This window comes from Rhizobium sp. CRRU65 (genome assembly GCF_048551595.1).
Lineage (GTDB): Bacteria > Pseudomonadota > Alphaproteobacteria > Rhizobiales > Rhizobiaceae > Rhizobium > Rhizobium leguminosarum_J.
The window spans coordinates 74,130-99,749 of sequence record NZ_JBLYZH010000020.1; the positions used below are offsets into that span (position 1 = coordinate 74,130).

Sequence of the window (25,620 nt, forward strand, 5' to 3'; positions counted from 1 at the left end):
GGGGTCCCCATGAAGAAGTTAGCATTCACACTTGCCGCCTCGGCTGCCGCCGTGATCGGCATCTCTTCCGCCGCGCAAGCCGCGGACAAGACGAAGGTCTGCTTCGTCTATGTCGGTTCGCATACCGACGGCGGTTATTCACAGGCCCACGACCTCGGCCGCCAGCAGATCCAGGCCGAGTTCGGCGACAAGATCGACACGCCTTATCTCGAAAACGTGCCGGAAGGCCCGGATGCCGAGCGCGCCATCGAGCGCCTTGCCCGTTCCGGCTGCAAGCTGATCTTCACGACGTCCTTCGGCTTCATGGACGCGACCGTCAAGGTCGCCGCCAAGTTCCCGGACGTGAAGTTCGAGCATGGCACCGGCTACAAGGCCGGCCCGAACCTTGCGACCTACAATTCGCGCTTCTATGAAGGCCGCTACATCCTCGGCCAGATCGCCGCCAAGACCTCGAAGAATCACGGCGCGGCCTACATCGCCTCCTTCCCGATTCCCGAAGTCGTGATGGGCATCAACTCGTTCGAACAGGGCGCCAAGTCGGTCGATCCGAGCTTCAAGCTGAAGGTCATCTGGGTCAACACCTGGTTCGACCCCGGCAAGGAAGCCGATGCCGCCAAGGCGATGGTCGACCAGGGCGTCGACGTCTTGACGCAGCACACCGACACGACTGCGCCGATGCAGGTCGCCGAAGAACGCGGCATCCACGCCTTCGGCCAGGCCTCCGACATGATCGCAGCAGGCCCGAAGGCTCAGCTGACGGCAATCGTTGACACTTGGGGGACCTACTACTCCAAGCGCGTTCACGCTCTTCTGGACGGCACCTGGAAGTCCGAGCAGAGCTGGGACGGCCTGAAGGACGGCATCCTGAAGATGGCGCCCTATACCAACATGCCCGACGACGTGAAGAAGATGGCCGAGGAAACCGAAGCCAAGATCAAGTCAGGCGAACTGCATCCCTTCACCGGCCCGATCAACAAGCAGGACGGAACGCCCTGGCTGAAGGCCGGCGAGAAGGCCGATGACGGCACCCTGCTCGGCATGAATTTCTATGTCGAAGGTGTCGACGATAAGTTGCCGGGTAAATAATCCCGTAGCCATCTCGCAGATGCGAAGAGCGCCCTTGTAGGCGCTCTTTTTTTGCTGCAACGCATCCCAAGATTCCGATTTACAAAAGTAATACTATATGATTTTTTGACCCTGCGCCGCGAGATGCGGCATTGGGAGGAAATCATGAAATTGAAGACTGCACTTTTGAGTGCCACGATTCTGGCTGCCTGCATGTTCGGTTCGGCTTCGGCCGCCGGCCTCACCGTCGGCTTCTCGCAGATCGGCTCGGAATCGGGCTGGCGTGCGGCTGAAACGACAGTGACCAAGGAGCAGGCCAAGAAGCGCGGCATCGATCTGAAGTTTGCCGATGCGCAGCAGAAGCAGGAAAACCAGATCAAGGCTTTGCGCTCCTTCATTGCTCAGGGCGTCGATGCCATTCTCATTGCTCCGGTCGTTGAAACCGGCTGGGACGACGTTCTCAAGGAAGCCAAGGAAGCCAAGATTCCGGTCATCCTTCTCGACCGTACCATCAAGGCTCCGGACGATCTCTATCTGACGGCTGTTACGTCAGACCTGGTCCATGAAGGCAAGGTCGCAGGCGACTTCCTGGTCAAGACCGTCGGCGACAAGAAGTGCAATGTGGTTGAACTTCAGGGCACCACCGGTTCGTCGCCGGCCATCGCCCGCAAGAAGGGCTTCGAAGAGGCCCTTGCCGGCCACGACAACCTCAAGATCGTTCGCAGCCAGACCGGTGACTTCACCCGCACCAAGGGCAAGGAAGTCATGGAAAGCTTCCTGAAGGCCGAGAATGGCGGCAAGGATATCTGCGCTCTCTACGCCCATAACGACGACATGGCCGTCGGCGCCATCCAGGCGATCAAGGAAGCCGGTCTGAAGCCTGGCAAGGATATCCTCGTCGTCTCCATCGACGCCGTACCGGATATCTTCAAGGCGATGTCCGAAGGCGAGGCCAACGCCACGGTCGAGCTGACGCCGAATATGGCAGGTCCGGCCTTCGATGCGCTGGAAGCCTATCTGAAGGACAAGAAGGCTCCGGCCAAGTGGATCCAGACCGAGTCCAAGCTCTACACGCCTGCCGACGAGCCGATGAAGGTCTATGAAGAGAAAAAGGGTCAGGGCTACTGATCTGATGTGACACTGCTGCATAATTCCTTAAATCGGAATTCGATTTCGGGATAAATCATGCAGCAATTCAAAGCGCTACAGCGTCCTCTATGCCTCTCGAAGAGACCAGGCGGCGCTGTAGAACCGCACCGGCCCGTCATGGACCGGTGCGGAACTGCCTTTGCCGCCTTGGGACGTCATGTCCGGCCGCGGCGCGGCTTTTGCCGTCAATATCAGGAAAACAGACCCTTATGATTCACGATTTCGAGAACGTTCTCGCGGCCTCCGGAATATCGAAATTCTTTCCCGGCGCAGTGGCGCTGGATAAGGTCGATTTCACGCTCCGCAGAGGCGAGGTGCACGCATTGCTGGGCGAGAACGGCGCCGGCAAGTCGACGCTGATCAAGTGCATCACCGGCGCCTATCATCGTGACGAGGGCAGCCTGATGCTGGAAGGCCAGGAAATCAATCCGGCCAATACGCTCGCCGCCCAGAAGCTCGGTATCGGCACGGTCTATCAGGAGGTCAATCTCCTTTCCAATCTGAGCGTCGCCGAAAACCTCTTTCTCGGACGCCAGCCAAGGCGCTTCGGCATGACCGACGTGCGTTCGATGAACCGCAAGGCGCGCGACCTGCTCGCCGGCTACGGCGTCGATATCGACGTCACCGCCGAGCTTGGCCGTTTTTCCGTCGCTGTCCAGCAGGTGGTAGCCATCGCCCGTGCCGTCGATCTCTCCGGCAAGGTGCTGATCCTCGACGAGCCCACCGCAAGTCTCGACAATCAGGAGGTGGCGCTGCTCTTCCGCATCATCGAAGACCTGAAGAAGCGCGGCCTGGGCATTGTCTTCATCACCCATTTTCTCGAGCAGGTCTATGCGATCAGCGACCGTATCACCGTGCTGCGCAACGGCAAGCTCGTCGGTACCCGCGACGCCGCCGATCTGCCGCGCCAGGGCCTGATCGCCATGATGCTCGGCCGCGAACTGGCGCATGTAGAAGAGACCGTCAGGGAACGCAGCCTTGCGGCCGGCGACGTCCGATATCATTTTGCAGGCTACGGCAAACGCGGCAAGGTCAAACCATTCGATCTTGAAGTGCGCGCCGGAGAGGTGGTCGGCGTCGCCGGGCTGCTCGGTTCCGGCCGCACCGAAACTGCCGAACTGCTTTTCGGCATCGAGCATGCCGACAGCGGCAGCGCCACGATCGACGGCCAGCCGGTGACGATTTCGAGCCCGCGCGCCGCGATCGCAAAGGGTTTCGGCTTCTGCCCCGAGGACCGCAAGACCGATGGCATCATCGGCGACCTGTCGATCAGGGAGAACATCGCACTTGCGCTCCAGGCCCGCCGCGGCTGGACGCGGCCGCTGTCGCGCGCCGAACAGAACACGCTTGCCGACCGCTACATCAAGGCGCTCGATATCCGCACCACCGATCGCGAGAAGCCGATCCGGCTACTGTCAGGCGGCAATCAGCAAAAGGCCATCCTCGCCCGCTGGCTGGCGACCAATCCGAAGTTTCTGATCCTCGACGAGCCGACCCGCGGCATTGATGTCGGTGCCCATGCCGAGATCATCCGGCTCATCGAAGAGCTCTGCGCCGGTGGCATGTCGCTCATCGTGATTTCCTCGGAACTTGAAGAGCTTGTCGCCTATAGTTCACGTGTCATCGTACTTCGCGACAGACAGCATATCGCCGAACTGACAGGCGAGCGTATCACCGCTGCCGGCATCGTCGAAGCCATCGCCGCCGCCGAACACAAGATGGAGGATGCATGAGGTCCTCGCTGAAAGCGCTGGCATATCGCCTGGCGCCGCAATTGATTGCGCTCGTTGTCATTCTTCTGTTGAATTTCATAACGTCGCCGCAGTTTTTTAATGTCGTGGTTCAGAATGACCGCCTCTATGGCAGCCTGATCGACGTGCTGAACCGCGGCGCGCCGGTGGCGCTGCTGGCGATCGGCATGACGCTGGTCATCGCCACCAAGGGCATCGACCTGTCCGTCGGTGCAGTCATCGCCATCTGCGGCGCCGTCGCCGCATCGTCGATTGTCTCCGGAAATTCAGTTGCCTACACCATTATCCTGACGCTTGCGATCGGGCTTGCCTGCGGCGTCTGGAACGGTTTCCTGGTGGCGGTCCTCAATATCCAGCCGATCATCGCGACGCTAGTGCTGATGGTCGCCGGCCGCGGCATCGCCCAGCTGATCACCGAAGGCGCCATCCTGACCTTCAACAATGACGGGCTCACCTTCTTCGGCAGCGGTTCGCTGCTGCTCCTGCCGATGCCTGTCGTCATCTGGCTTCTCGTCGGCCTGCTCGTGATCCTGCTCGTCCGCCGCACGGCGCTCGGCATGCTGATCGAGGCCGTCGGCATCAATCGCCGCGCCAGCACGCTCTCCGGCATTCAAACGCCGGTGCTGCTGATGGCGGTCTATATGCTGAGCGGGCTCTGCGCCTCGATCGCGGGCATCATAGTCGCAGCCGACATCAAGGGCGCCGATGCCAACAATGCCGGCCTATGGTTGGAACTCGACGCCATCCTCGCCGTTGTCGTCGGCGGCAATTCGCTGCTCGGCGGCCGCTTCAGCATTCTCGGGTCGCTGATCGGCGCGATGATCATCCAGGCGGTGAATACCGGCATCCTGTCCGCCGGCTTTCCACCTGAATTCAACCTGATCATCAAGGCCCTCATCATTATCGTCATCCTCGTCATCCAGTCGCCGGCGGTCCAATCGCTCGCCATCTTCGCCAGCCGCCGGCAGGGCGGTAGGGAGCAGCCGAAATGAACTCCAAATACCTGCCGCTGCTTGCGACCATCGTCATCTTCGTGCTCGCCTATGCCGGCTGCGCGCTGCAATATCCGAACATTCTGTCGACGCGCGTCATCGGCAATCTTTTGACCGACAACGCCTTTCTCGGCATTGCCGCCGTTGGCATGACTTTCGTCATCATTTCGGGCGGCATCGATCTGTCGATCGGCTCGGTCATCGCCTTTACCGGCGTCTTCCTCGCGGTGATCCTGCAGAACACCTCGATCCATCCGCTGCTCGCTTTCGCGATCGTGCTCGTCATCACCACTGTCTTTGGTGGTATCATGGGCGCGATCATCCATTATCTCGAAATGCCGGCCTTCATCGTCACGCTTGCCGGCATGTTCCTGGCACGCGGCATGGCCTTCGTGCTCTCGATCGACAGCATCCCGATCGATCATGAATATTATTCGACGCTGACGAGCCTCTACTATCGTCTGCCCGGCGGCGGGCGGCTGACGCTGATCGGCGGCATCATGCTTCTGGTCTTTGCCGTCGGCATCTTCATCGCCCAGCGCACCCGCTTCGGCACCAATGTCTATGCACTCGGCGGCGGTCCGCAGACGGCGCGGCTGATGGGCGTGCCGGTCGGCCGCACGACAATCCAGATCTATGCGCTGTCGGGCTTTCTGGCGGGCCTATCCGGGATCGTTTTTTCGCTGTACACCTCTGCCGGATATTCTCTTGCAGCAGTCGGCGTCGAACTCGATGCCATCGCGGCGGTGGTCATTGGGGGGACGCTGCTGACCGGAGGAGCGGGATTCGTGGCGGGAACCTTGATCGGGATCCTGATCCAGGGGCTCATTCAGACCTACATCACCTTCGATGGTACGCTGTCGAGCTGGTGGACCAAGATTCTGATTGGTCTTCTGCTGTTTGCATTCATCCTGATGCAGAAAGCCATCCTGTTCATTTCCAGTCTGAACAAGAGGTACGCCTGAGGGGGAGACGGATCGCTTGCGCTACAAATTGGACGAGACACGCAAGACGGGGCGCAGAACCCGGACGAGCCACGCTCAGGTCGTCGACGAGCTCGGCAAGGCGATCGTCGCCGGCACCTATCCCGTTGGCTCGATCCTGCCGGGCGATACGGAACTGGCGCAGCGTTTCAAAGTGTCCCGCACCGTGTTGCGCGAGACGATGAAGACGCTTGCCGCCAAAGGCATGGTCGTCGCCAAGGCCCGGGTCGGCACGCGTGTGACCGAGAAGAATCTCTGGAACATGTTCGACAGCGAGATTATCGCCTGGCACTTCGACAACGGCGTGACGGAAGAATTCCTGCTGCAGCTCTACGATATTCGTCTCGCCTTCGAACCCTTCGCCGCCGGTCTCGTCGCTGAACGGGCGAATGCCGAGGAGATCGAGACGCTGCGCGAGCTGGCGCTCGAGATGGCAGCGGCGGGTCATACGGCCGACAGCCTGGCACTCGCCGACCTTCATTTTCATCTGGCGATCGCCGAAGCCTCGCACAATCCCTTCATGCGGACACTGGGCAGCCTCATCGAAGCGGCTCTCGTCGGCATGTTCCGGATGAGCACGCCGCCAACCGAAAACGGCTTCGCCAATATCGCCGACACCCATATGCGCATCGTCGATGCGATCGTATCCGGCGATAATGCCGCCGCGCGCCGCGCGATGGAGGACGTCATCCTGGACGGCCGTATTCATGTGCACGAAGCCTTTGCGGCCCGCGGTTCCGAGGCCGTCATAGGATCGATTTCGGCCGCAATTTTACCTTTGTGAAGGCTTTGCCTATCGACAGCGCCGCGCGTCTTTTCGAGAGCCGTAAAGGACGCTGCAGCACTTTGAGCTGCTGGATAATTTTATCCTTAAATCGATTCCGATTTAGGGAATTATGCAGTATGAGGCGATAAAGCCGCCTCACGGCGCGGATTCGCGGAGCAAATCATGGAACGCACTTGTCTTGCCGTCATCCTTGCCGCCGGTGACAGCACGCGGATGAAATCCTCGAAATCGAAGGTGCTGCATCCGGTCGCCGGTCGCCCGATGATCGCCCATGTGGTCGAGGCGGTCGCCTCTGCCGGCATTTCGTCCGTCGCCCTTGTGGTCGGCCGTGATGCCGAGGACGTGGCAAAGGCGGCAAGCATCGCCGGTGTCGACATCGAATCCTATCTGCAGAAGGAGCGCCTCGGCACCGGGCACGCGGTGCTGGCGGCGCGCGAAGCGATCGCCAAGGGTTATGACGATATCCTCGTCACCTATGGCGATGTGCCGCTGCAGACCGAGGGACCGCTGAAGGCGGCCCGCCAGGGCCTCGCCGATGGCAGCGATGTCGTCGTCATCGGCTTCCACACCGACCGCCCGACCGGCTACGGCCGCCTGCTCGTCAAGGACGGCGAACTCATCGCCATCCGCGAGGAAAAGGATGCGACCGATGCCGAGCGCACCGTCACCTGGTGCAATAGCGGGCTGATGGCGATCAACGGCAGAAAGGCGCTCGATCTTCTCTCGCGCATCGGCAATGCCAATGCCAAGGGTGAATTCTATCTGACCGATCTCGTCGAGATCGCCCGTGCGCTCGGCGGACGCGTCACTGCGGTCGATGCTCCTGAGATCGAGATGACCGGCTGTAACACCCGTGCCGAACTCGCCGTCATCGAGCGTTTCTGGCAGGAGCGCCGCCGCCACCAGATGATGCTTTCAGGCGTCACCATGATCGCACCGGAAACGGTCTTTCTCGCCTATGATACCGTCATCGGCCAGGATGCGCTGATCGAGCCGAACGTCGTCTTCGGCCCTGGTGCTGTTATCGACAGCGGCGCCGTCATCCATGCCTTCTCGCATATCGAAGGCGCGCATGTCAGCCAGGGCGCGACCGTCGGACCCTTTGCGCGGCTGCGGCCAGGTGCGGATCTCGGTACCGGTTCGAAGGTCGGCAATTTCTGCGAGGTCAAGAACGGCCGGCTCGGCGAGGGCGCCAAGGTCAACCACCTCACCTATATCGGTGATGCCGTCATCGGCGCCGGCAGCAATATCGGCGCCGGTACGATCACCTGCAACTATGACGGCGTCAACAAGAGCGAGACGGTGATCGGCGAAAACGCCTTCATCGGTTCCAATTCCTCGCTGGTCGCGCCGGTGACGATCGGCGACGGCGCCTATATCGCCTCCGGCAGCGTCATTACCGTCAATGTGCCGGCCGACGCGCTGGCGCTCGGCCGCGCCCGGCAGGAGATCAAGCCCGGCCGCGCGACGCTGCTGCGTGAGCGTGCGCTCGCCATCAAGGCGGCGAAGAAGGCGAAAGCCTGACCGGCCTTGCGTAACCGGCGGAAATTGAAAGTGACCGCCGAGGTGATTGAGAAATAAGCAGGAATTGTTAGGACTGGCCTCGTCATCGAAGCCTTTATGGGGATACTATATGTGCGGCATTGTGGGGATCGTCGGAACTGCGCCTGTTGCCGGGCGCCTGGTCGATGCGCTGAAGCGTCTCGAATATCGCGGTTACGATTCCGCCGGCGTCGCCACCATTCATGACGGCGTGATGGATCGCCGCCGGGCCGAGGGCAAGCTGTTCAATCTGGAAAAGCGCCTCGACAGCGAACCGCTGCCCGGCACCGTCGGCATCGCCCACACACGCTGGGCGACCCACGGCGTTCCGAACGAGACCAATGCCCATCCGCATTTCGTCGAAGGCGTCGCCGTCGTCCATAACGGCATCATCGAGAATTTTTCCGAGCTTCGCGACGAACTGACCGAGGAGGGGTCGGTCTTCGAAACCCAGACCGACACCGAAGTCGTTGCCCATCTGATGGCGAAATACCTGCGCGAGGGCCTGGAGCCGCGCGCCGCCATGCTGAAGATGCTGAACCGGGTGACCGGCGCCTATGCGCTGGCCATCATGCTCAAGGCCGATCCCGACACGATCATGGCCGCCCGTTCCGGCCCGCCGCTCGCCGTCGGCTATGGCCGCGGCGAGATGTTCCTCGGCTCGGACGCGATCGCGCTTTCGCCCTTCACTAACGAGATCACCTATCTCGTCGACGGCGATTTCGCCGTCCTCACCCGCGACGGTGTCTCGGTGCTCGATTTCGCCGGCAAGCCGGTCAAACGCGCCCGCCAGATCTCGCAGGCGACCGCCTATGTCGTCGACAAGGGCAACCACCGCCATTTCATGGAAAAGGAAATCTACGAGCAGCCGGAGGTGATCTCCCACGCGCTCAGCCACTATGTCGATTTCGCCGAGAACACGATCGGCGCCAATGCCGCCGCGATCGACTTCAAAGCGACGACCGGCCTTGCAATCTCGGCCTGCGGCACCGCCTATCTCGCCGGCCTCGTCGGCAAATACTGGTTCGAGCGTTATGCTCGCCTGCCGGTCGAGATCGACGTTGCCTCCGAGTTCCGCTACCGGGAAATGCCGCTGTCGCCGTCACAGGCGGCACTCTTCATCTCCCAGTCCGGCGAGACCGCCGATACGCTGGCATGCTTGCGTTATTGCCGCGACAACGGGTTGAAAATCGGCGCCGTCGTCAATGTCCGCGAATCGACGATCGCGCGCGAATCCGATGCCGTCTTCCCGATCATGGCCGGCCCCGAAATCGGCGTCGCCTCGACCAAGGCCTTCACCTGCCAGCTTGCCGTGCTGGCAGCGCTGGCGATCGGCGCCGGCAAGGCGCGCGGCACGGTGAGTGCTGATGAGGAGAGGGCGCTTGTGCGCCATCTCGCCGAAATGCCGCGCATCATGAGCCGGGTGCTGAACCTTATTCAGCCGCAGATGGAAAGCCTGTCGCGCGAGCTGTCGAAGTGCAAGGACGTGCTCTATCTCGGCCGCGGCACCAGCTTCCCGCTTGCCATGGAAGGCGCGCTGAAGCTTAAGGAAATTTCCTATATCCACGCCGAAGGTTACGCCGCCGGCGAATTGAAGCACGGACCGATCGCACTGATCGACGAGAACATGCCTGTCATCGTCATCGCCCCTTACGACCGTTTCTTCGAAAAGACCGTCTCGAACATGCAGGAGGTCGCAGCCCGCGGCGGCCGCATCATCTTCATCACCGACGAGGCAGGCGCGGCGGCCTCGAAACTGCCGACCATGGCGACGATCACCCTGCCTGTGGTCGATGAAATCATCGCGCCGATGATCTTCTCGCTACCGATTCAGCTGCTCGCCTATCACACCGCCGTTTTCATGGGCACCGATGTCGACCAGCCGCGCAACCTGGCGAAATCCGTGACCGTGGAATAAGCCTGTAACGCCGCGACCGTCGCGCCGAAACATATTGTGCGACGCCCCGAATTCTGGCAATTTTGGTCTGCGGACAAGGGGGAAGGGCCGGCGTACCGGCCTGTCCACGACTGAGATGGAGATCATCAGGAAACGATGACCGACAACACCCCCAGAATGCCGGTCGCGACGCGGCTGAGGAATAATTTTCTCGCAGGGCTGATCATCTGCGCGCCGATCGCGATCACCATCTGGCTGACCTGGACTTTCATCCACTGGTCGGACAGCTGGGTCCGGCCCTATATTCCGGCGCGCTGGAATCCGGAAAGCTATCTCAATTTCGCCATTCCCGGCTTCGGTCTGCTGATCGCCATCGTGCTGATCACCGTCGTCGGCTTTCTCGGCAAGAACCTCATCGGCCAGAGCATCGTCCGTTTCGGCGAATCGATCGTTCAGCGCATGCCGCTGGTGCGCACGATCTACAGAAGCGTGAAACAGATTTTCGAAACCGTGCTGAAGGAACAAGCGAACTCCTTCAAGAAGGTCGGCCTCATCGAATATCCGGGTCCCGGCCTCTGGGCACTGATCTTCATCGCCACCGACGCCAAGGGCGAAATCGCTTCGAAGTTCAATGCCATGGGCCAGGACATGGTCGCCGTCTTCCTGCCGCCGACGCCGGTGCCGACAGCCGGCTTCCTCATCTTCGTACCGCGCGAGAAGATCGTCATGCTCGATATGTCGCCGGAAGACGCCGCCAAGTTCCTGATTTCAGGCGGGCTCGTGGCGCCAGAACACAAGCCGGCTGATCCGAAGCAGAAGCATTTGCCGCGGCCGAAGCCGGTCGCGGTTTCCAAGGCTGAATGATGCATGTCGCCCAAAAGTGTTCAGCGGTTTTGGGGTAACGACATGCATAGAACAATGACTTAAAGCGCGCCGCAGCGCGCTTTATCCAGCTCTAAGAAAACGGATCGCCTCGTCGCGGCGGAAGAGATAGAGCAGGGTGCGGATCGCCGCTCCCCTTTCGGTGGTCAGCTCCGGATCCCGCTCGATGAGGTAAGCGGCATCCTTGCGGGCGATCTCCAGCAGGTCGGCATGTGCTTCGAGGCTGGCGATGCGGAATCCCGGCGTGCCGGATTGCCGTGTGCCGAGCAATTCGCCTTCGCCGCGCAGCTTCAGATCCTCCTCGGCAATGCGAAAACCGTCCTCCGTCTCCCGCATGATCGAAAGCCTGGCATGGCCGGTCTCGCCGAGTGGTCCCTTGTAGAGCAGGATGCATGTCGAGGCCTCGTCTCCGCGCCCGACGCGGCCGCGCAGCTGATGCAATTGCGCCAGGCCGAAGCGTTCGGCATGTTCGATCACCATGATCGTCGCATCCGGCACGTCGACACCGACCTCGACGACGGTGGTGGCGACGAGCAGCCGGGTCTCGCCGTTCTTGAACGCCATCATCGCCGCGTCCTTCTCCGGCCCGCTCATGCGACCGTGGATGAGGCCGATGCCCGGACCAAGTGCTGAGACCAGCGTCGCATGCCGCTCTTCGGCCGACATCAGGTCGAGCTCCTCGGACTCCTCCACCAGCGGGCAGATCCAGTAGGCCTTCTTGCTCTCAGTGATCGCGCTTTGCAGCCGGCCGACGATTTCGCCGGTCCGTTCCATCGGCACGGTGATCGTCTGGATCGGCTTGCGGCCGGCCGGTTTTTCGGTGAGCTTGGAGACGTCCATATCGCCGAAGGCGGCGAGCACCAGCGTGCGCGGGATCGGCGTCGCCGTCATGACCAGCATATGCGGCGAGAGGCCCTTGGCGGTCAGCCGCAGCCGCTGATGCACGCCGAAACGGTGCTGCTCGTCGACGACGGCAAGCATCAGATTGGCGTAGGCGACGCTGTCCTGAAACAGCGCATGCGTGCCGATGACGATCTGGGCGGCACCCGAGGCGATTCGCTCCAGGATTTCTTCCCGTTCGCGTCCCTTGGTGCGCCCGGTCAGCACCTCGATGCCGAGCCCGGCAGAGGCGGCGAATTTCGATATCGTTGCGTGGTGCTGCCGCGCCAGGATTTCCGTCGGCGCCATCAGCACGGCCTGGCCGCCGCTCTCGATCACCGCCGCCATCGCCATCAGCGCCACCAGCGTCTTGCCGGAACCGACATCGCCCTGCAGCAGCCGCAGCATGCGCTCGTTGCCGGCCATATCCTTCAAAACCTCGGCGATCGCCTCGTTCTGGCTTGATGTCAGCGAGAAGGGCAACGCCTTCAGGATCTTGCTGCTGATGGCGCCGGTCGCAGTGACCGGCTGGCCCGCCACCTTGCGCAGCCTCTGCCGAACCAGGCTCAGCGACAGCTGGCCGGCGAGGAATTCGTCATAGGCAAGCCGCCGCCGGGCAGGGGCCTGCGGGTCGATATCCCCAGGGTCGTGCGGCTCGTGCAGCATGTGGAAACTGTCGCGGATCGATGGCAGGCCCTCTCGCTGCGTCAGTGCCAGATCATCCCATTCCGGCAGCTCGGGAAACCGCGGCAGGCCGGCGTCGATGATCTTGCGCAGCGTCTTCGGCGAGAGCCCCGCCGTCAGCGGATAGATCGGCTCGACCAGCGGCAGGCTCTCCGTCTCGTCGGCCCTGACGATATAATCGGGATGCACCATCGAGGCGCGGCCGTTGAACCAGTCGATCTTGCCGCTGACCGTCACCTCCGCGTCAACAGGCAGCTGCTTCTCCAGCCATGCCGCCTGTCCGCGGAAGAACACCAGCGTCAGTTCGCCCGTCTCGTCATGCAGGAAGACGCGGTAGGGGATATTGCTTTTGCCGCCCGGCGGCACCTGGTGGCGGTCGACGCGCGCCGTGATCGTCACGATTGCGCCCTGCGGCGCGCGGGCGATGCCTGGCTGGTTGCGCCGGTCGATCAGCGAGAAGGGCGCGTGGAAGAGCAGGTCTATGACCCGGCAATCCTCCAGCGACTCGCGCCCGAGCAGCTTGACCAGCAGGTCGGCGATCTTCGGGCCGACGCCCGGAAGGCCCGAAATAGGGGAAAACAGAGGATCGAGAATGGCGGGGCGCATGCGGCCAAAATGCGATAAACAATGCGGCCTTGGCAAGGCTGACAAGCCGCTTTCCAGGGTCTATAGAGGCGCATCAACAGGAAGGTATGCCATGACAGGTGTCACGCTCACCAGTGCCGGTCTCGACCCGCGCCGCCGCCGGATCCTTTTCCGCTGCTGGCATCGCGGCATCCGCGAAATGGATCTGGTCTTCGGCCAGTTCGCCGAAGCCGAGGTTGCCAGACTGTCGGAAGCCGAACTCGACGAGTTCGAGACGATCATGGCGGAAGAGGACAATGATCTCGTCCGCTGGATCATGGGAACATGGCCGGTGCCTGAGCGTTTCCAGACACCGATGTTTGCCCGCATTGCCGCCTATAAGCCCGATTTTGACAAGCCCCTCAGGACGCCGGAATGATCCCTGGTTTCGATGCGAAGAAGCTTGCGGCCATTGCCGAGCCGCTGACGATCGGCAATGTGCCGGCAGGTCTTGAAACGCTGCTGCTCGCCGAGCTCGCCCGAACGGGAGAGCCGGTCGCCTATGTCATGTCCGACGGCCACCGCATGGCCGATCTGGAGCAAATGCTGAGCTTCGTCGCCCCCGACATTCCGGTTCTCACCCTGCCGGCCTGGGACTGTCTGCCCTATGACCGCGTCTCGCCGAGCGCCGACACCTCGGCCCGCCGGCTTGCCGCACTCGGCGGCCTCATCGCCCATCGCAAGAAGCCGCATGCGGCAATCGTGCTCGTCACCGCCAATGCCATGCTGCAGAAGGTGGCGCCGCAGGATGTCATCGAGAGCCTGACCTTTTCGGCCCGTCCCGGCAACCAGCTACGCATGGACGATCTCGCCGGCCGCCTCGAGCGCAATGGCTTCGAGCGGGTCGCGACCGTTCGCGAGGTCGGCGAATATGCCGTGCGCGGCGGCATTCTCGACGTCTTCGTGCCCGGTTCGGAGGAGCCCGTCCGCCTCGATTTCTTCGGTGATACGCTGGAGAGCATCCGCAGCTTCGATCCCGCCAGCCAGCGCACGACCGGGCAGGTGCACTCCCTCGATCTCAACCCGATGAGCGAGGTGACGCTGACGCCGGATACGATCAGCCGCTTCCGCAAGAATTACCTCTCCGCTTTCGGCGCGACCACACGCGACGACGCGCTCTATCTTGCCGTCTCAGAAGGCCGCCGTTACCCCGGCATGGAGCACTGGCTGCCGCTTTTCTACGAGAAGCTCGATACCGTCTTCGATTATTTGAGCGGCTTCCGGATCGTCATCGACCATACGGTGCGTGAAGCAGCCGAAGAGCGCTCCAAGCTCGTTTTCGATTATTACGACGCCCGCCTGAATTCCGGCCAGCCGGCCAAGGGGATGACGCAGGGCACGCCTTACAAGCCGGTGACGCCGGGCCAGCTCTATCTCGACAGCAAGCTTTTCGTCAAAACCCTCGACGCGCTGGGCGCGATCCGCATCAGCCCCTTCAACGAGCATGAGGGCGAGGCGCGGCGGGTCGTCAATGTCGACGCCCGCCAGGGCCAGCGCTGGGCCCGCTCGAACGCCGAAGGCGGCGGCGATGCCGAACGCATCAACATCTTCGACGTGGTCGTCAAGCATATCGCCGACCGCCGCGCGGCCGGCGCGAAAGTGCTGGTCACCGCCTGGACCGAAGGTTCGCTGGAGCGCCTGCTGCAGGTGCTGAACGAGCATGGCCTGGAAAAGGTCAAGCCGATCGAGGCGCTGAAGGATGTCGGCTCGCTGGCGAGAGGCGAGGCTGCTGCTGCCGTGCTCAGTCTCGAAGCCGGCTTCGAGGCCGGCGACCTTGTCGTCATCGGCGAGCAGGATATCCTCGGCGACCGCATGGTGCGCCGCTCCAAGCGCCGCAAGCGCGCCGCCGATTTCATCTCGGAAGTCGCGGGCCTCGACGAAGGCTCGATCGTCGTCCACGCCGAACACGGCATCGGCCGCTTCATCGGCCTGAGGACCATCGAGGCCGCAGGCGCGCCGCATGCCTGCCTCGAGCTGCAATATGCCGACGACGCCAAGCTCTTCCTGCCGGTCGAGAACATCGATCTCCTCTCGCGCTATGGCGGTGAGGGCACCGAAGCCCAGCTCGACAAGCTCGGCGGCGGCGCCTGGCAGATGCGCAAGGCCAAGCTCAAGAAGCGCCTGCTCGACATGGCCGATGCGCTGATCCGCATCGCCGCCGAGCGCCTGACGCGCCACGCGCCGATGCTGACGACGCCGGAAGGTCTCTACGACGAATTCGCCGCCCGCTTCCCCTATGACGAGACCGAGGACCAGGAAAACGCCATCGAGGCTGTGCGCTCCGATCTCGGCGCCGGCCGGCCGATGGACCGTCTGGTCTGCGGCGACGTCGGCTTCGGCAAGACGGAAGTGGCGCTACGCGCCGCCTTCGTCGCAGCGATGAACGGCGCCCAAGTCGCCATCGTCGTGCCGACGACACTGCTGTCCCGCCAGCATTTCAAGACCTTTTCCGACCGTTTCCGCGGTCTGCCGGTGCGTATCCAGCAGGCCTCGCGCCTTGTCGGCGCCAAGGAGCTGGCGCTGACCAAGAAGGAAGTGGCGGAAGGCAAGACCGATATCGTCGTCGGCACCCATGCGCTGCTCGGCGCCGGCATCAAATTCGCCAATCTCGGTCTGCTCGTCATCGACGAGGAACAGCATTTCGGCGTCAAGCACAAGGAACGGCTGAAGGAGCTGAAGAGCGACGTGCACGTGCTGACGCTGTCGGCAACGCCGATCCCGCGCACCCTGCAGCTCGCCATGACCGGTGTGCGCGAATTGTCGCTGATCACCACCCCGCCGGTCGACCGCATGGCGGTGCGCACCTTCATTTCGCCTTTTGACAGCCTGGTCATCCGCGAGACGCTGATGCGCGAGCATTATCGCGGCGGCCAAAGCTTCTATGTCTGCCCAAGGCTTGCCGATCTCGAGGACGTGCATGCCTTCCTGCAGTCGGATTTGCCGGAGCTGAAGGTCGCCGTCGCCCATGGCCAGATGCCGGCCGGCGAACTCGAAGACATCATGAACGCTTTCTACGAAGGCCGTTACGACGTGCTGTTGTCGACCACCATCGTCGAATCCGGCCTCGACGTACCCACCGCCAATACGCTGATCGTCCACCGCGCCGACATGTTTGGCCTTGCCCAGCTCTATCAGCTGCGCGGCCGCGTCGGCCGCTCGAAGGTACGCGCTTTCGCCCTCTTCACCCTGCCGGTCAATAAGGTGCTGACGGCCACCGCCGAACGCCGGTTGAAGGTGCTGCAGTCGCTGGATACGCTCGGCGCCGGCTTCCAGTTGGCAAGCCACGACCTCGACATCCGCGGCGCCGGCAACCTGCTCGGCGAGGAGCAGTCCGGCCATATCAAGGAGGTCGGCTTCGAACTCTACCAGCAGATGCTGGAAGAGGCGGTCGCTGAGGTCAAGGGTGTCGACGAGATCCACGATACCGGCTGGTCGCCGCAGATCTCCGTCGGCACGACGGTAATGATCCCGGAAACTTACGTGCCCGACCTGCATCTGCGCATGGCGCTCTACCGCCGTCTCGGCGAAATCACCGAACTCAAGGAGATCGACGGCTTCGGCGCCGAGATGATCGACAGATTCGGCCCGATGCCGATCGAAGTCCAGCATCTGCTGAAGATCGTCTACATCAAATCGCTCTGCCGCACCGCCAATGTCGAAAAGCTCGATGCCGGCCCGAAGGGCGTCGTCGTTCAGTTCCGCAACAAGGAATTCCCCAACCCGGCAAACCTCGTCGGTTATATCGGCAAGCAGGGCACGATGGCGAAGATCCGCCCCGATCATAGCCTGTTCCTGACCCGCGACCTGCCGACGCCGGAAAAACGCCTGCAGGGCGCTGCCGTCATCATGACGCAGCTGGCCGAATTCGCGAAATAGAGCAATTCCAGCAAAAGTTTGCCGCGGTTTTGCGTCCGGAATTGCGTGGAAAAAGGAGACAAGGATGGCAACATACGGCGCAACGATTGCCTGGCAGCGCAACGGCGAGACCTTCACCGACAACCGCTACAGCCGCGTCCACCGCTGGACCTTCGACGGCGGCATCGAGGTGAGGGCATCCTCTTCCGCGCACGTCGTTCCGCTGCCCTATTCCGCCGAGGATGCCGTCGATCCTGAAGAGGCTTTCGTCGCCTCGCTCTCCAGCTGCCACATGCTCTGGTTCCTGTCGATCGCCGCCAAACAGCGCTTTTGCGTCGACAGCTACACCGATGCCGCCGAGGGCATCATGGAGAAGAATGCCGAAGGCCGCCTTGCCATGACCGTCGTGACCCTCCGTCCGCATGTCGTCTTCAGCGGCGAAAAGCAGCCCTCGCTGAGCGAGCTGGAAGCTCTACACGATCGCGCTCACGGCGAATGCTTCATTGCAAATTCGGTGAAGACCGATGTGCGCTGCGTTCCGGTTCTGGGCTGAACCTGGAGCCGGCAGCGTTAGTTCATGCCTGATCGCGCCTCGGCCTTCGCCTTGGCGATGTCGCGCAGCGCGTTCGCCAACACGTCGGGCGTCTGTGCGCCGCTGACGGCATATTGCTGGTCGAAGATGAAGAAGGGCACGCCGTTGACGCCCATCTCCTGGGCCGCCTTGATTTCGGCGACGATCAGATCGCGGTCGGCATCGGAGGCAAGCAGCGAGGCGATGACCGAGCGGTCTAGGCCTGATTTTTCGGCGATATCGAGCAGCACCGCATGGTCGCCGACATTGTGGCCTTCCTCGAAATTCGCCTTGAACAGCGCGGCAACGACCTTGTCCTGCTTCTCGCGGCCTTCGATCATCGCCCAGTGGACCAACCGATGTGCGTCGAGCGTGTTCGGGCCGATCTTGATCGCCTCGAAATTGAAGGAGACGCCGACCTCGCGGCCGTAATCGGTGAGCATCTTGTGCGCCTGGGCCACACGCTCCTCGCCGCCGAGCTTTTCCGCCAGCGCCTTCTTCTGGTCGACGCCTTCCTTTGGGTAGTCGGGATTGAGCTGGTACGGCCGCCAGTTGATGTCGACGCCGATTTGGTCCTGAACTTCGGCGATGGCGAGCTCCAGGCGCGCCTTGCCGAGATAGCACCAGGGGCAGACGACATCCGAGACGACGTCGATGGTGATACGCTCCATAATAATCTTCCTTATTCTCATGCATCTCCGCACGGCGACATTTCGGCCGGCAGCGGTTCGGTTGCTTCCTATTGCGCGCTCACGTCCCACCATACCGGCAGCTGGTAGCCGTAGAGCGGCACCGTGTCGGGATGGCCGATGCGCTTGCTGCGCGCCATCCATTGCTGGTCCATATGATAGAGCGGCAGCACGTAATGGCCGGAAAGCAGCAGCCGGTCGTAGGAGCGCACCGCCGCGGTGAAATCCTCGGCGGAGCGCGCCCCGAGCAGATGGTCGATCAGCGTGTCGAGATCGGGATCGTTGGCGCCTGCAAAGCTGTCCGTCCCCTCCTGCGTGCGCACAGCCGAAGACCAGCGGCCGAGCTGTTCGGTTCCAGGCGAGAGCGAAGACGTGTAGGACTTGAGGATCATGTCGTAATCGAAGCTGTTCGTCCGGCTCTGATACTGCGAATCGTCGACCGTACGGATCGCGGCGGCGATGCCGATCGTCTGCAGCGAACGCTGGTAGGCGACGGCGAGTTTCTCCTGGTCGGCATTCTGCGTCATGATCTCGAAGGCGAGCTGGCGGCCGGAGGCGTCAAGCATCTTGCCGCCTTGGATCGTATAGCCGCCCTGCTTCAACAGCGCGACGGCCTGTTTCAGTACATTGCGGTCGCGGCCGGAGCCGTCGGTGACGGGCAGCTTGTAGGTGCCGTCGAGAATCTCTGGCGCGATCTTGTCCTTGATCGGCCCGAGCTGGGCAAGTTCCCTCGCATCGGCCGGAACGCCAAAGCTCGACAGCTCGGAATTCTGCCAGAAGCTCTGCGTGCGCTTGTAGGCTCCGGAATAGAGGTTCTTGTTCGCCCATTCAAAATCGAACACCAGCGACAGGCCCTCGCGCACCTTGAGATCGGCAAAGATCGGCCGGCGCGTGTTGAACACGAAGCCGAGCATGCCGCTCGGCAGTTTAGGCGTGAACGCATCCTTGATTGCAGCCCCCGAGGTGACGGCGGGGAAATCATAGGCATTGGCCCAATGGCCGGGATTGCCGTCAGGGTAGGTGTCGACGTCGCCTTTCTTGAAGGCCTCGAACAGCGTCGTGTCCTGCAGGAAATACTGGACGGTGATCTGGTCGTAATTGTCCGTGCCGACCTTGGCGGGAATGTCCTTGCCCCAGTAATTCGGGTCGCGCTCATAGGTGATGCTCTCGCCGGGCTTCACCGTCTTTACCTTATAGGGGCCAGAGCCGACCGGCGGCGTCAGCGCTGTGCGGTCGAAGGTTTCGGGATCGACCGCATGTTTGGGCAGCACCGGGAAAAGGCCGAAGATCAAAGGCGTCTCACGGTTAGCTTTGTCGGTGAAGGTCAAGCGCACGCTACGCTCGCCGACCCTTTCCACCTTGGCGACGAATTTCTTCAGGGGGGTTGCGTAGCGCGGGAGGCCTTTGTCGCGCATCAGCTCGAAGGTGAACATCACGTCTTCGGGCGTCACCGGCTGGCCGTCGTCCCATTTCGCCTTCGGATTGAGATTGAACTGGATGAAGCTCCTGTTGTCGTCCCATTCGACCGTCTCGGCAAGCAGGCCGTAAAGCGTGAAGGGTTCGTCCCTGGAGCGCTGCATCAGCGATTCGTAGACGAGATTGCCATATTCCGGATCCCACATGCCGCGCGCCGTCGTGCGCATGCTCTTCAGGATGAACGGGTTGAGACTGTCGAAGGTGCCGACGACGCCGTAAGTGATCTTGCCGCCCTTTTTCACGTCGGGGTTGACGTAAGGGAAGTGTTTGTAGTCGGCCGGCAAGGCCGGCTCGCCGTGCATCGCGATGCCGTGCAGCGGCTCGGCAGCGACAGTGCCGCACAGCAGCGAGAGGACGAGAGGGACGACAATCCGGAGCATTCGGCAATCCTTGATCCGTGAAAACGGGGCATGATTCACCGCGGAGATTATCATGGGGTCGATCGATTCCAACACTGAGCGGCGATTTCTTTGGCATCGCGACGAAATGCACCTCAAATTGCCAAAGAAATGCTGGATATCTTGAACGCTGCGATGTAACAGGTGAACCCGAAGTTTAGGGGTCATGCATTTGCCTTATTTTTTTAAGAGGTGGAGTGCCGAACGACCCGATGGTTGGGGCGGCAAACCGCTGCTCCGAACGGATATCAGGAGACGGAATTCGTTATGATGTTCAAGTCTGAAAAGAAAATGCGGGCAGCACTGTCCGTTCTGGCAGTGGTGTTCGGCGCTTCGGCTCCGGTCTCCTCCTTCGCACAGGATGCGGCGGCACAGGCTCCGGCCGATGCCCCGGCACAGGCCGCAGGAGCGCCGAAGCTCGGCTGGTACAAGACCTGCAGCAAGCAGGAAGACAACGACATCTGTGTTGTCCAGAACCTGATCCTCGCCAATGGCGGCCAGCTTGTTACAGCAGTCGGCCTGATCTCGGTTTCCGGCAAGATCAACCGCAAGCTCTTGCAGGTCTCGGTTCCCACGGCACGCCTGGTTCCTCCCGGCGTCATCATGCAGATCGACGGCGGCAAGGGCCAGAAGCTCGACTACGCCGTCTGCCTGCCGGACAAGTGCACAGCCGAAATTCCGCTGACCGACGCGATGATCGCCAGCCTCAAGAAGGGCAGCGACGTGATCTTCACTTCAATCAACTTCCGCCGCGCCCCGAACCCGATCAAGATTTCGCTTGAAGGCTTCACCGGCGCTTATGACGGCGAACCGGTTTCCGAATCCAAGCTCGCTGAAAGCCAGCGCAGCCTGCAGGACAGCATGCAGAAGAAGGCCGAAGAAGCCCGCAAGAAGCTTGAAGATGCCCAGAAGGCAGCCAAGGCGCAGTAATCCTGCCGCTTTCTTTGAAACAGAGACCCGGCTTCGCGCCGGGTTTTTTGTTGCGCAATGAAAAGGCCTCGCCGGGAGAAGCGAGGCCTTGATTTAACGATCGGCACGAGTGAGTTAGTGGGCGAAGCTCATCTTGGGTTTGAACTGCCCTGACGGGGCCTGATCGAAGATCTGGTAGATCTGTGGGTTGCGAAGCGGCGTGCCGCTTTCGTCGTTCATCAGGTTCTGTTCGGAGACGTAAGCGACATATTCGCTCTCGTCATTCTCGGCAAGCAGGTGATAGAAGGGCTGGTCCCTGCTCGGGCGCACCTCGGCCGGAATGGAATTCCACCATTCCTCCGTATTCGCGAACTCCGGATCAACGTCAAAGATGACGCCGCGAAACGGAAAAACCTTGTGCCGAACCACTTCGCCGATGCTGAACTTTGCTACTCTTTCTTTCATGGTACGACTTCCTTTCATCACCAAATTTGGTGATTGGCGCCGCGCAAATCAAGATTTTGCACGCCGTTCGTCACATGAACGTCATATCCTCGCCATTTGCCGTTCGTGACCTGGGAGGCGAAAGCCCCGGCGGGCCGGGACTTTCTGTGTTCAGGGCCCGATCAGGCCGAATAGTACATGTCGTATTCGACCGGATGCGGCGTCATTTCGAAACGCATCACCTCAGCCATCTTCAGCTCGATGAAGGCATCGATCTGGTCGTCGTCGAAGACGCCGCCGGCCGTCAGGAACTTGCGATCCTTGTCGAGACTTTCGAGTGCTTCGCGCAAGCTGCCGCAGACGGTCGGGATCTTCTTCAATTCCTTCGGCGGCAGGTCGTAGAGATCCTTGTCCATGGCCTTGCCGGGATGGATCTTGTTCTTGATGCCGTCGAGGCCGGCCATCAGCATGGCGGCAAAGGCGAGGTAGGGGTTGGCGGTCGGATCCGGGAAGCGGACTTCGACGCGCTTTGCCTTCGGGTTGGTCCCGAACGGAATGCGGCAGGAAGCCGAGCGGTTGCGCGCCGAATAGGCCAGCAGTACCGGTGCTTCATAACCCGGGACGAGACGCTTGTAGGAGTTCGTCGACGGGTTGGTGAAAGCGTTGATTGCCTTGGCGTGCTTGATGATGCCGCCGATATAAAACAGGCAGCTCTCGGAAAGGCCGGCATATTCGTCGCCGGCAAAGGTCGGCTTGCCGCCCTTCCAGATCGACTGGTGCACATGCATGCCCGAGCCGTTGTCGCCGAAGATCGGCTTCGGCATGAAGGTCGCTGTCTTGCCATAGGCGTTGGCCACCTGGTGCACGACGTATTTGTAGATCTGCATCTTGTCGGCGTTGCGCACCAGCGTATCGAACTTGATGCCAAGTTCGTGCTGGGCAGCAGCCACTTCGTGGTGATGCTTTTCGACGACGACGCCCATTTCGGAGAGCACCGTCAGCATTTCAGAACGCATGTCCTGGGCGCTGTCGACGGGGGGAACCGGGAAGTAGCCGCCCTTGACGCGCGGACGGTGGCCGAGGTTGCCGGTCTCGTAGTCGGTGTCGTCGTTCGACGGCAATTCGGTCGAATCGAGCTTGAAGCCGGTGTTATAAGGATCGGCCTTGTACTTGACGTCGTCGAAGACGAAGAATTCGGCTTCGGGGCCGACGAAGATGGTATCGCCGATGCCTGATGCCTTGAGATAGGCTTCGGCCTTCTTGGCGGTGCCGCGCGGATCGCGGTTATAGGCCTCGCCGGAGACCGGATCGAGGATGTCGCAGACGATGACCATGGTCGACTGGGCGAAGAACGGGTCCATATGCACCGTTTCGGTGTCGGGCATCAGCACCATGTCGGACTCGTTGATGGCCTTCCAGCCGCCGATCGAGGAGCCGTCGAACATCACGCCGTCAGCGAACATGTCTTCGTCGACGCAGACGACGTCCATCGTCACATGCTGTAGCTTGCCCTTCGGGTCGGTGAAACGCAGATCGACGAACTTTACGTCGTTCTCCTTGATCTGCTTCAGAATTTCGCTTGCGGTCGCCATTAATGAGTTTCCTCCGATTTGCGATGACGGTGTAGGTCGGCGATGACGGTAACGGACTTTGCGCGATTGGCAAAGTGGTCAGATGGCATCGATGCCGGTCTCGCCGGTGCGGATGCGGATAACCTCTTCGATGTTGGAGACGAAGATCTTTCCGTCGCCGATGCGGCCGGTCTGCGCCGCCTTGCGGATCGCATCGATGACGGCCTCCGCGTTCTCGTCGGCCAGTACGACCTCGACTTTAACCTTCGGCAGGAAATCGACGACGTATTCAGCTCCGCGGTAGAGTTCCGTGTGGCCCTTCTGACGGCCGAAACCCTTGGCTTCCGTGACCGTGATACCCTGCAGGCCAACTTCCTGAAGGGCTTCCTTCACTTCGTCCAGCTTGAAAGGCTTAATGATCGCTTCGATCTTTTTCATGAGAAAATGTCTCTCCGCTTCTCTTGTTATGGCAGGAATTTTCCCGCTCGCCGGATATGATGCAGATATCGTGCCAGTTTGAAATCCATCTTGTCGAAAAAACACGTCGATTCTGTCAAAACAGGCGCGTTTGCGGGGAATTCTATGTGGTTTTGGTGGCGGAACGGGTGGAAAAACATTGTCTCCGATCAAAATCACATCCGAAACGGAAAAAGTCAGGTATTTTCGCAACTGCGAATACACATCGTCTGGAGATGAAAATATAGGCAAATGCTTAAATTGCGTCCTTCTCTTTGGTATTTCAGGCGGTTGTTTTTTAGGCGTTTTTTGATTGAATAGGGTGATGATCAAACATCTGTCCGACCTTCTTCTCACGCCTGCCGAAATGGCCGCGGTCGACGCGGCCGCTGCGGCATCCGGCATCGACTCCTTCGGTCTGATGGAGGGGGCAGGTGCCGCGGTCGCGGCCGCTGCTCTGCGCCTTTATCCCGGAGCTTTGCGTTTCGTCGCACTCTGCGGACCGGGCAACAATGGCGGCGACGCCTATGTCGCAGCCCGTCATCTGCAGGAAAGCGGGGCGAGGGTGGCGCTCTTCCACCTCGGCGATCCCATGAGGCTGAAAGGTGATGCCGCCCGTGCCCACATGAACTGCGCGCTCAAGGGACAGGAACTCGACCTCTATCGGCCGGAAACCGGCGACGTCGTCGTCGATGGCTTGTTCGGGGCGGGGCTTGGCCGCGAGGTGCCGGCCGATGTGCGCGCGCTGATCGGCCGCGTCACCGAGGCCGATATTCCTGTGCTCGCCATCGATCTGCCCTCCGGCCTCGATGGTCGCACCGGCAAGGTGCTGGGTGCCGCCTTCCGGGCCTACAACACCATCACCTTCATGACCCGCAAGCCCGGTCATCTGCTGATGCCGGGTAGGGAGCTTTGCGGTGAATTGGAGGTCTTCGATATCGGTATTCCCGCCCGCATCATCCGCGCTGAGGCAGGCGGTGTCATCGCCGAGAACACGCCGGATGCCTGGAAGCGCGTGCTGCCGGCCGAGCAACTGGAAACCCACAAATACAAGCGCGGTCATCTGGTCGTCTTCTCAGGCGAGGCCCACAAGACAGGTGCCGCGCGCATGTCGGCGATCTCGGGCCTGAAGGCCGGCGCCGGCTTGGTGACCATCGCAGCCCCCCGCGCGGCGATGGCCGCCAATGCTGCGCATCTCACCGCCGTCATGCTGCATGCCATCGACGACGAGGCCGACCTCGGCGACTGGCTCTCCGACAAGCGGCTGCAGACCTTCGTCCTCGGCCCCGGTTTCGGTATCGGCGCCAGGGCGCGCGGCTTCGTCTCGGTCCTTGCCGATCGCCATCTGGTGCTCGATGCCGACGGCATCTCCTCGTTCAAGGACGATCCGCAACAGCTGTTTGATCTTTTCCGGGGTGAGCCGCGTCTGGTGCTGACGCCGCACGAGGGCGAATTCGCCCGGCTCTTTCCCGATATCGGCGGCGACGATAGGCTCGGCAAGGTGGACAAGGCTGTGGCCGCCGCCCGCCGCGCCAATGCCGCGATTATCTACAAAGGCGCCGATACCGTCATCGCCGCGCCAGACGGCCGTGCGCTCATCAATACCAACGCTCCCGTCTGGCTTGCCACCGCCGGTTCCGGCGACGTGCTTGCCGGCATCATCGGCGGATTGCTGGCCCAGGGCCTGCCGGCCTTCGAGGCCGCGGCCGCCGGCGTCTGGCTGCACGGCGAGGCAGGCCAACGCGCCGGCAAGGGGCTGACGGCGGAGGAGCTTGCAGCCGAGGTGTTGCCCCTTTAGAGCGCCTTGCGTCCTTTGGGACGCACAACGGACGCTCTAGCTCTTTCAATCGCATTGTGCTTTCCGACAATCGATTCCGATTTTCGGTCCGATGCGCTTGCGCCTCGGCATGGGCCAGGATTGAGGAGCGCGGACGCCGCGGATCCAGCCATCTGCCGGATCTGCCCGCTGATGGCCTCCTGCACCTCTGACGCAGAAGCAGCATCGAGGGCGGGTTG

General features: G+C 61.6%; 20 protein-coding genes. 14 read left to right on the forward strand and 6 right to left on the reverse strand.

Translation table 11 applies throughout. From position 1 onward, the window contains the following. Positions 1-9 precede the first annotated feature (9 nt). From ACM5SV_RS31200 to ACM5SV_RS31240, 9 genes are all read left to right on the forward strand, one after another. Positions 10-1,086: a BMP family ABC transporter substrate-binding protein gene (locus ACM5SV_RS31200; protein WP_003559331.1), complete on the forward strand. Its 1,077-nt coding sequence runs from the start codon at positions 10-12 to the stop codon at positions 1,084-1,086. A 144-nt stretch (positions 1,087-1,230) separates the two neighbouring features. After that, complete coding sequence (ytfQ, locus tag ACM5SV_RS31205) at positions 1,231-2,193, forward strand: galactofuranose ABC transporter, galactofuranose-binding protein YtfQ (RefSeq protein WP_003559333.1); 963 nt, start codon at positions 1,231-1,233, stop codon at positions 2,191-2,193. A gap of 230 nt (positions 2,194-2,423) precedes the next feature. Beyond that, positions 2,424-3,947, forward strand: coding sequence for a galactofuranose ABC transporter, ATP-binding protein YtfR (gene ytfR / locus ACM5SV_RS31210; protein WP_012757420.1), 1,524 nt, complete (start codon positions 2,424-2,426; stop codon positions 3,945-3,947). Then, the gene (locus ACM5SV_RS31215) at positions 3,944-4,957 is read left to right on the forward strand and encodes an ABC transporter permease (RefSeq protein ID WP_419425473.1); all 1,014 of its coding nucleotides are present in this window, start codon (positions 3,944-3,946) and stop codon (positions 4,955-4,957) included. The genes ytfR and ACM5SV_RS31215 overlap by 4 nt, the downstream gene beginning before the upstream one ends. Then, a complete protein-coding gene (gene yjfF, locus ACM5SV_RS31220) occupies positions 4,954-5,922 on the forward strand; it encodes a galactofuranose ABC transporter, permease protein YjfF (protein WP_012757422.1) in 969 nt (322 codons plus the stop codon). Before ACM5SV_RS31215 ends, yjfF begins: the two co-directional genes overlap by 4 nt. 16 nt (positions 5,923-5,938) lie before the next feature. Next, complete coding sequence (locus ACM5SV_RS31225; protein WP_012757423.1) at positions 5,939-6,724, forward strand: FadR/GntR family transcriptional regulator; 786 nt, start codon at positions 5,939-5,941, stop codon at positions 6,722-6,724. A gap of 165 nt (positions 6,725-6,889) precedes the next feature. Continuing rightward, positions 6,890-8,251 carry a bifunctional UDP-N-acetylglucosamine diphosphorylase/glucosamine-1-phosphate N-acetyltransferase GlmU gene (gene glmU / locus ACM5SV_RS31230; RefSeq protein ID WP_012757424.1) on the forward strand — a complete coding sequence of 454 codons (1,362 nt, stop codon included), beginning with the start codon at positions 6,890-6,892 and terminating at the stop codon, positions 8,249-8,251. 109 nt (positions 8,252-8,360) lie between these two features. Further along, positions 8,361-10,187 carry a glutamine--fructose-6-phosphate transaminase (isomerizing) gene (glmS, locus tag ACM5SV_RS31235; protein WP_222017574.1) on the forward strand — a complete coding sequence of 609 codons (1,827 nt, stop codon included), beginning with the start codon at positions 8,361-8,363 and terminating at the stop codon, positions 10,185-10,187. Positions 10,188-10,322: 135 nt separating this feature from the next. Beyond that, a complete protein-coding gene (locus ACM5SV_RS31240; protein ID WP_012757426.1) occupies positions 10,323-11,030 on the forward strand; it encodes a DUF502 domain-containing protein in 708 nt (235 codons plus the stop codon). A gap of 81 nt (positions 11,031-11,111) precedes the next feature. On the opposite strand, the gene recG is transcribed toward ACM5SV_RS31240, so the two are convergent. Further along, positions 11,112-13,217: an ATP-dependent DNA helicase RecG gene (gene recG, locus ACM5SV_RS31245; RefSeq protein ID WP_113545096.1), complete on the reverse strand. Its 2,106-nt coding sequence runs from the start codon at positions 13,215-13,217 to the stop codon at positions 11,112-11,114. A gap of 91 nt (positions 13,218-13,308) precedes the next feature. Between recG and ACM5SV_RS31250 the strand changes: the two genes are divergently transcribed. The 3 genes from ACM5SV_RS31250 (at position 13,309) to ACM5SV_RS31260 (ending at position 17,643) form a co-directional block, all read left to right on the forward strand. Further along, the gene (locus tag ACM5SV_RS31250; protein WP_012757428.1) at positions 13,309-13,614 is read left to right on the forward strand and encodes a succinate dehydrogenase assembly factor 2; all 306 of its coding nucleotides are present in this window, start codon (positions 13,309-13,311) and stop codon (positions 13,612-13,614) included. Further along, positions 13,611-17,111: a transcription-repair coupling factor gene (gene mfd, locus ACM5SV_RS31255; RefSeq protein ID WP_113545095.1), complete on the forward strand. Its 3,501-nt coding sequence runs from the start codon at positions 13,611-13,613 to the stop codon at positions 17,109-17,111. The genes ACM5SV_RS31250 and mfd overlap by 4 nt, the downstream gene beginning before the upstream one ends. A 64-nt stretch (positions 17,112-17,175) precedes the next feature. After that, the gene (locus ACM5SV_RS31260; RefSeq protein WP_113545094.1) at positions 17,176-17,643 is read left to right on the forward strand and encodes an OsmC family protein; all 468 of its coding nucleotides are present in this window, start codon (positions 17,176-17,178) and stop codon (positions 17,641-17,643) included. Positions 17,644-17,660: 17 nt separating this feature from the next. Here ACM5SV_RS31260 and ACM5SV_RS31265 read toward each other — a convergent pair whose 3' ends face one another. Together ACM5SV_RS31265 and ACM5SV_RS31270 are read right to left on the reverse strand one after the other, a co-directional pair. Beyond that, positions 17,661-18,332, reverse strand: a complete 672-nt coding sequence (locus ACM5SV_RS31265; protein WP_012757431.1) for a DsbA family oxidoreductase — start codon at positions 18,330-18,332, stop codon at positions 17,661-17,663. A gap of 68 nt (positions 18,333-18,400) precedes the next feature. Next, entirely contained in the window at positions 18,401-20,206 is a 1,806-nt protein-coding gene (locus tag ACM5SV_RS31270; protein ID WP_113545093.1) for an extracellular solute-binding protein, read from the reverse strand. A gap of 285 nt (positions 20,207-20,491) precedes the next feature. Between ACM5SV_RS31270 and ACM5SV_RS31275 the strand changes: the two genes are divergently transcribed. Next, complete coding sequence (locus ACM5SV_RS31275; RefSeq protein WP_017994059.1) at positions 20,492-21,154, forward strand: invasion associated locus B family protein; 663 nt, start codon at positions 20,492-20,494, stop codon at positions 21,152-21,154. Between the two features lie 114 nt (positions 21,155-21,268). Here ACM5SV_RS31275 and hspQ read toward each other — a convergent pair whose 3' ends face one another. The 3 genes from hspQ to ACM5SV_RS31290 all read right to left on the reverse strand — a co-directional run bounded on the left by hspQ (position 21,269) and on the right by ACM5SV_RS31290 (position 23,586). Next, positions 21,269-21,598 (reverse strand): heat shock protein HspQ, encoded by a 330-nt coding sequence (gene hspQ / locus ACM5SV_RS31280; RefSeq protein ID WP_003539613.1) that lies wholly within the window; start codon positions 21,596-21,598, stop codon positions 21,269-21,271. 161 nt (positions 21,599-21,759) lie between these two features. Next, on the reverse strand, positions 21,760-23,169 hold the full coding sequence (glnA, locus tag ACM5SV_RS31285; RefSeq protein ID WP_012757434.1) for a type I glutamate--ammonia ligase: 1,410 nt from the start codon (positions 23,167-23,169) through the stop codon (positions 21,760-21,762). A gap of 78 nt (positions 23,170-23,247) precedes the next feature. Continuing rightward, positions 23,248-23,586: a P-II family nitrogen regulator gene (locus ACM5SV_RS31290; RefSeq protein ID WP_003579240.1), complete on the reverse strand. Its 339-nt coding sequence runs from the start codon at positions 23,584-23,586 to the stop codon at positions 23,248-23,250. A gap of 343 nt (positions 23,587-23,929) precedes the next feature. On the opposite strand from ACM5SV_RS31290, the gene ACM5SV_RS31295 reads away from it, so the two are divergent. Next, positions 23,930-25,402: an NAD(P)H-hydrate dehydratase gene (locus tag ACM5SV_RS31295; protein WP_113545092.1), complete on the forward strand. Its 1,473-nt coding sequence runs from the start codon at positions 23,930-23,932 to the stop codon at positions 25,400-25,402. The last annotated feature ends 218 nt before the right edge of the window (positions 25,403-25,620 follow it).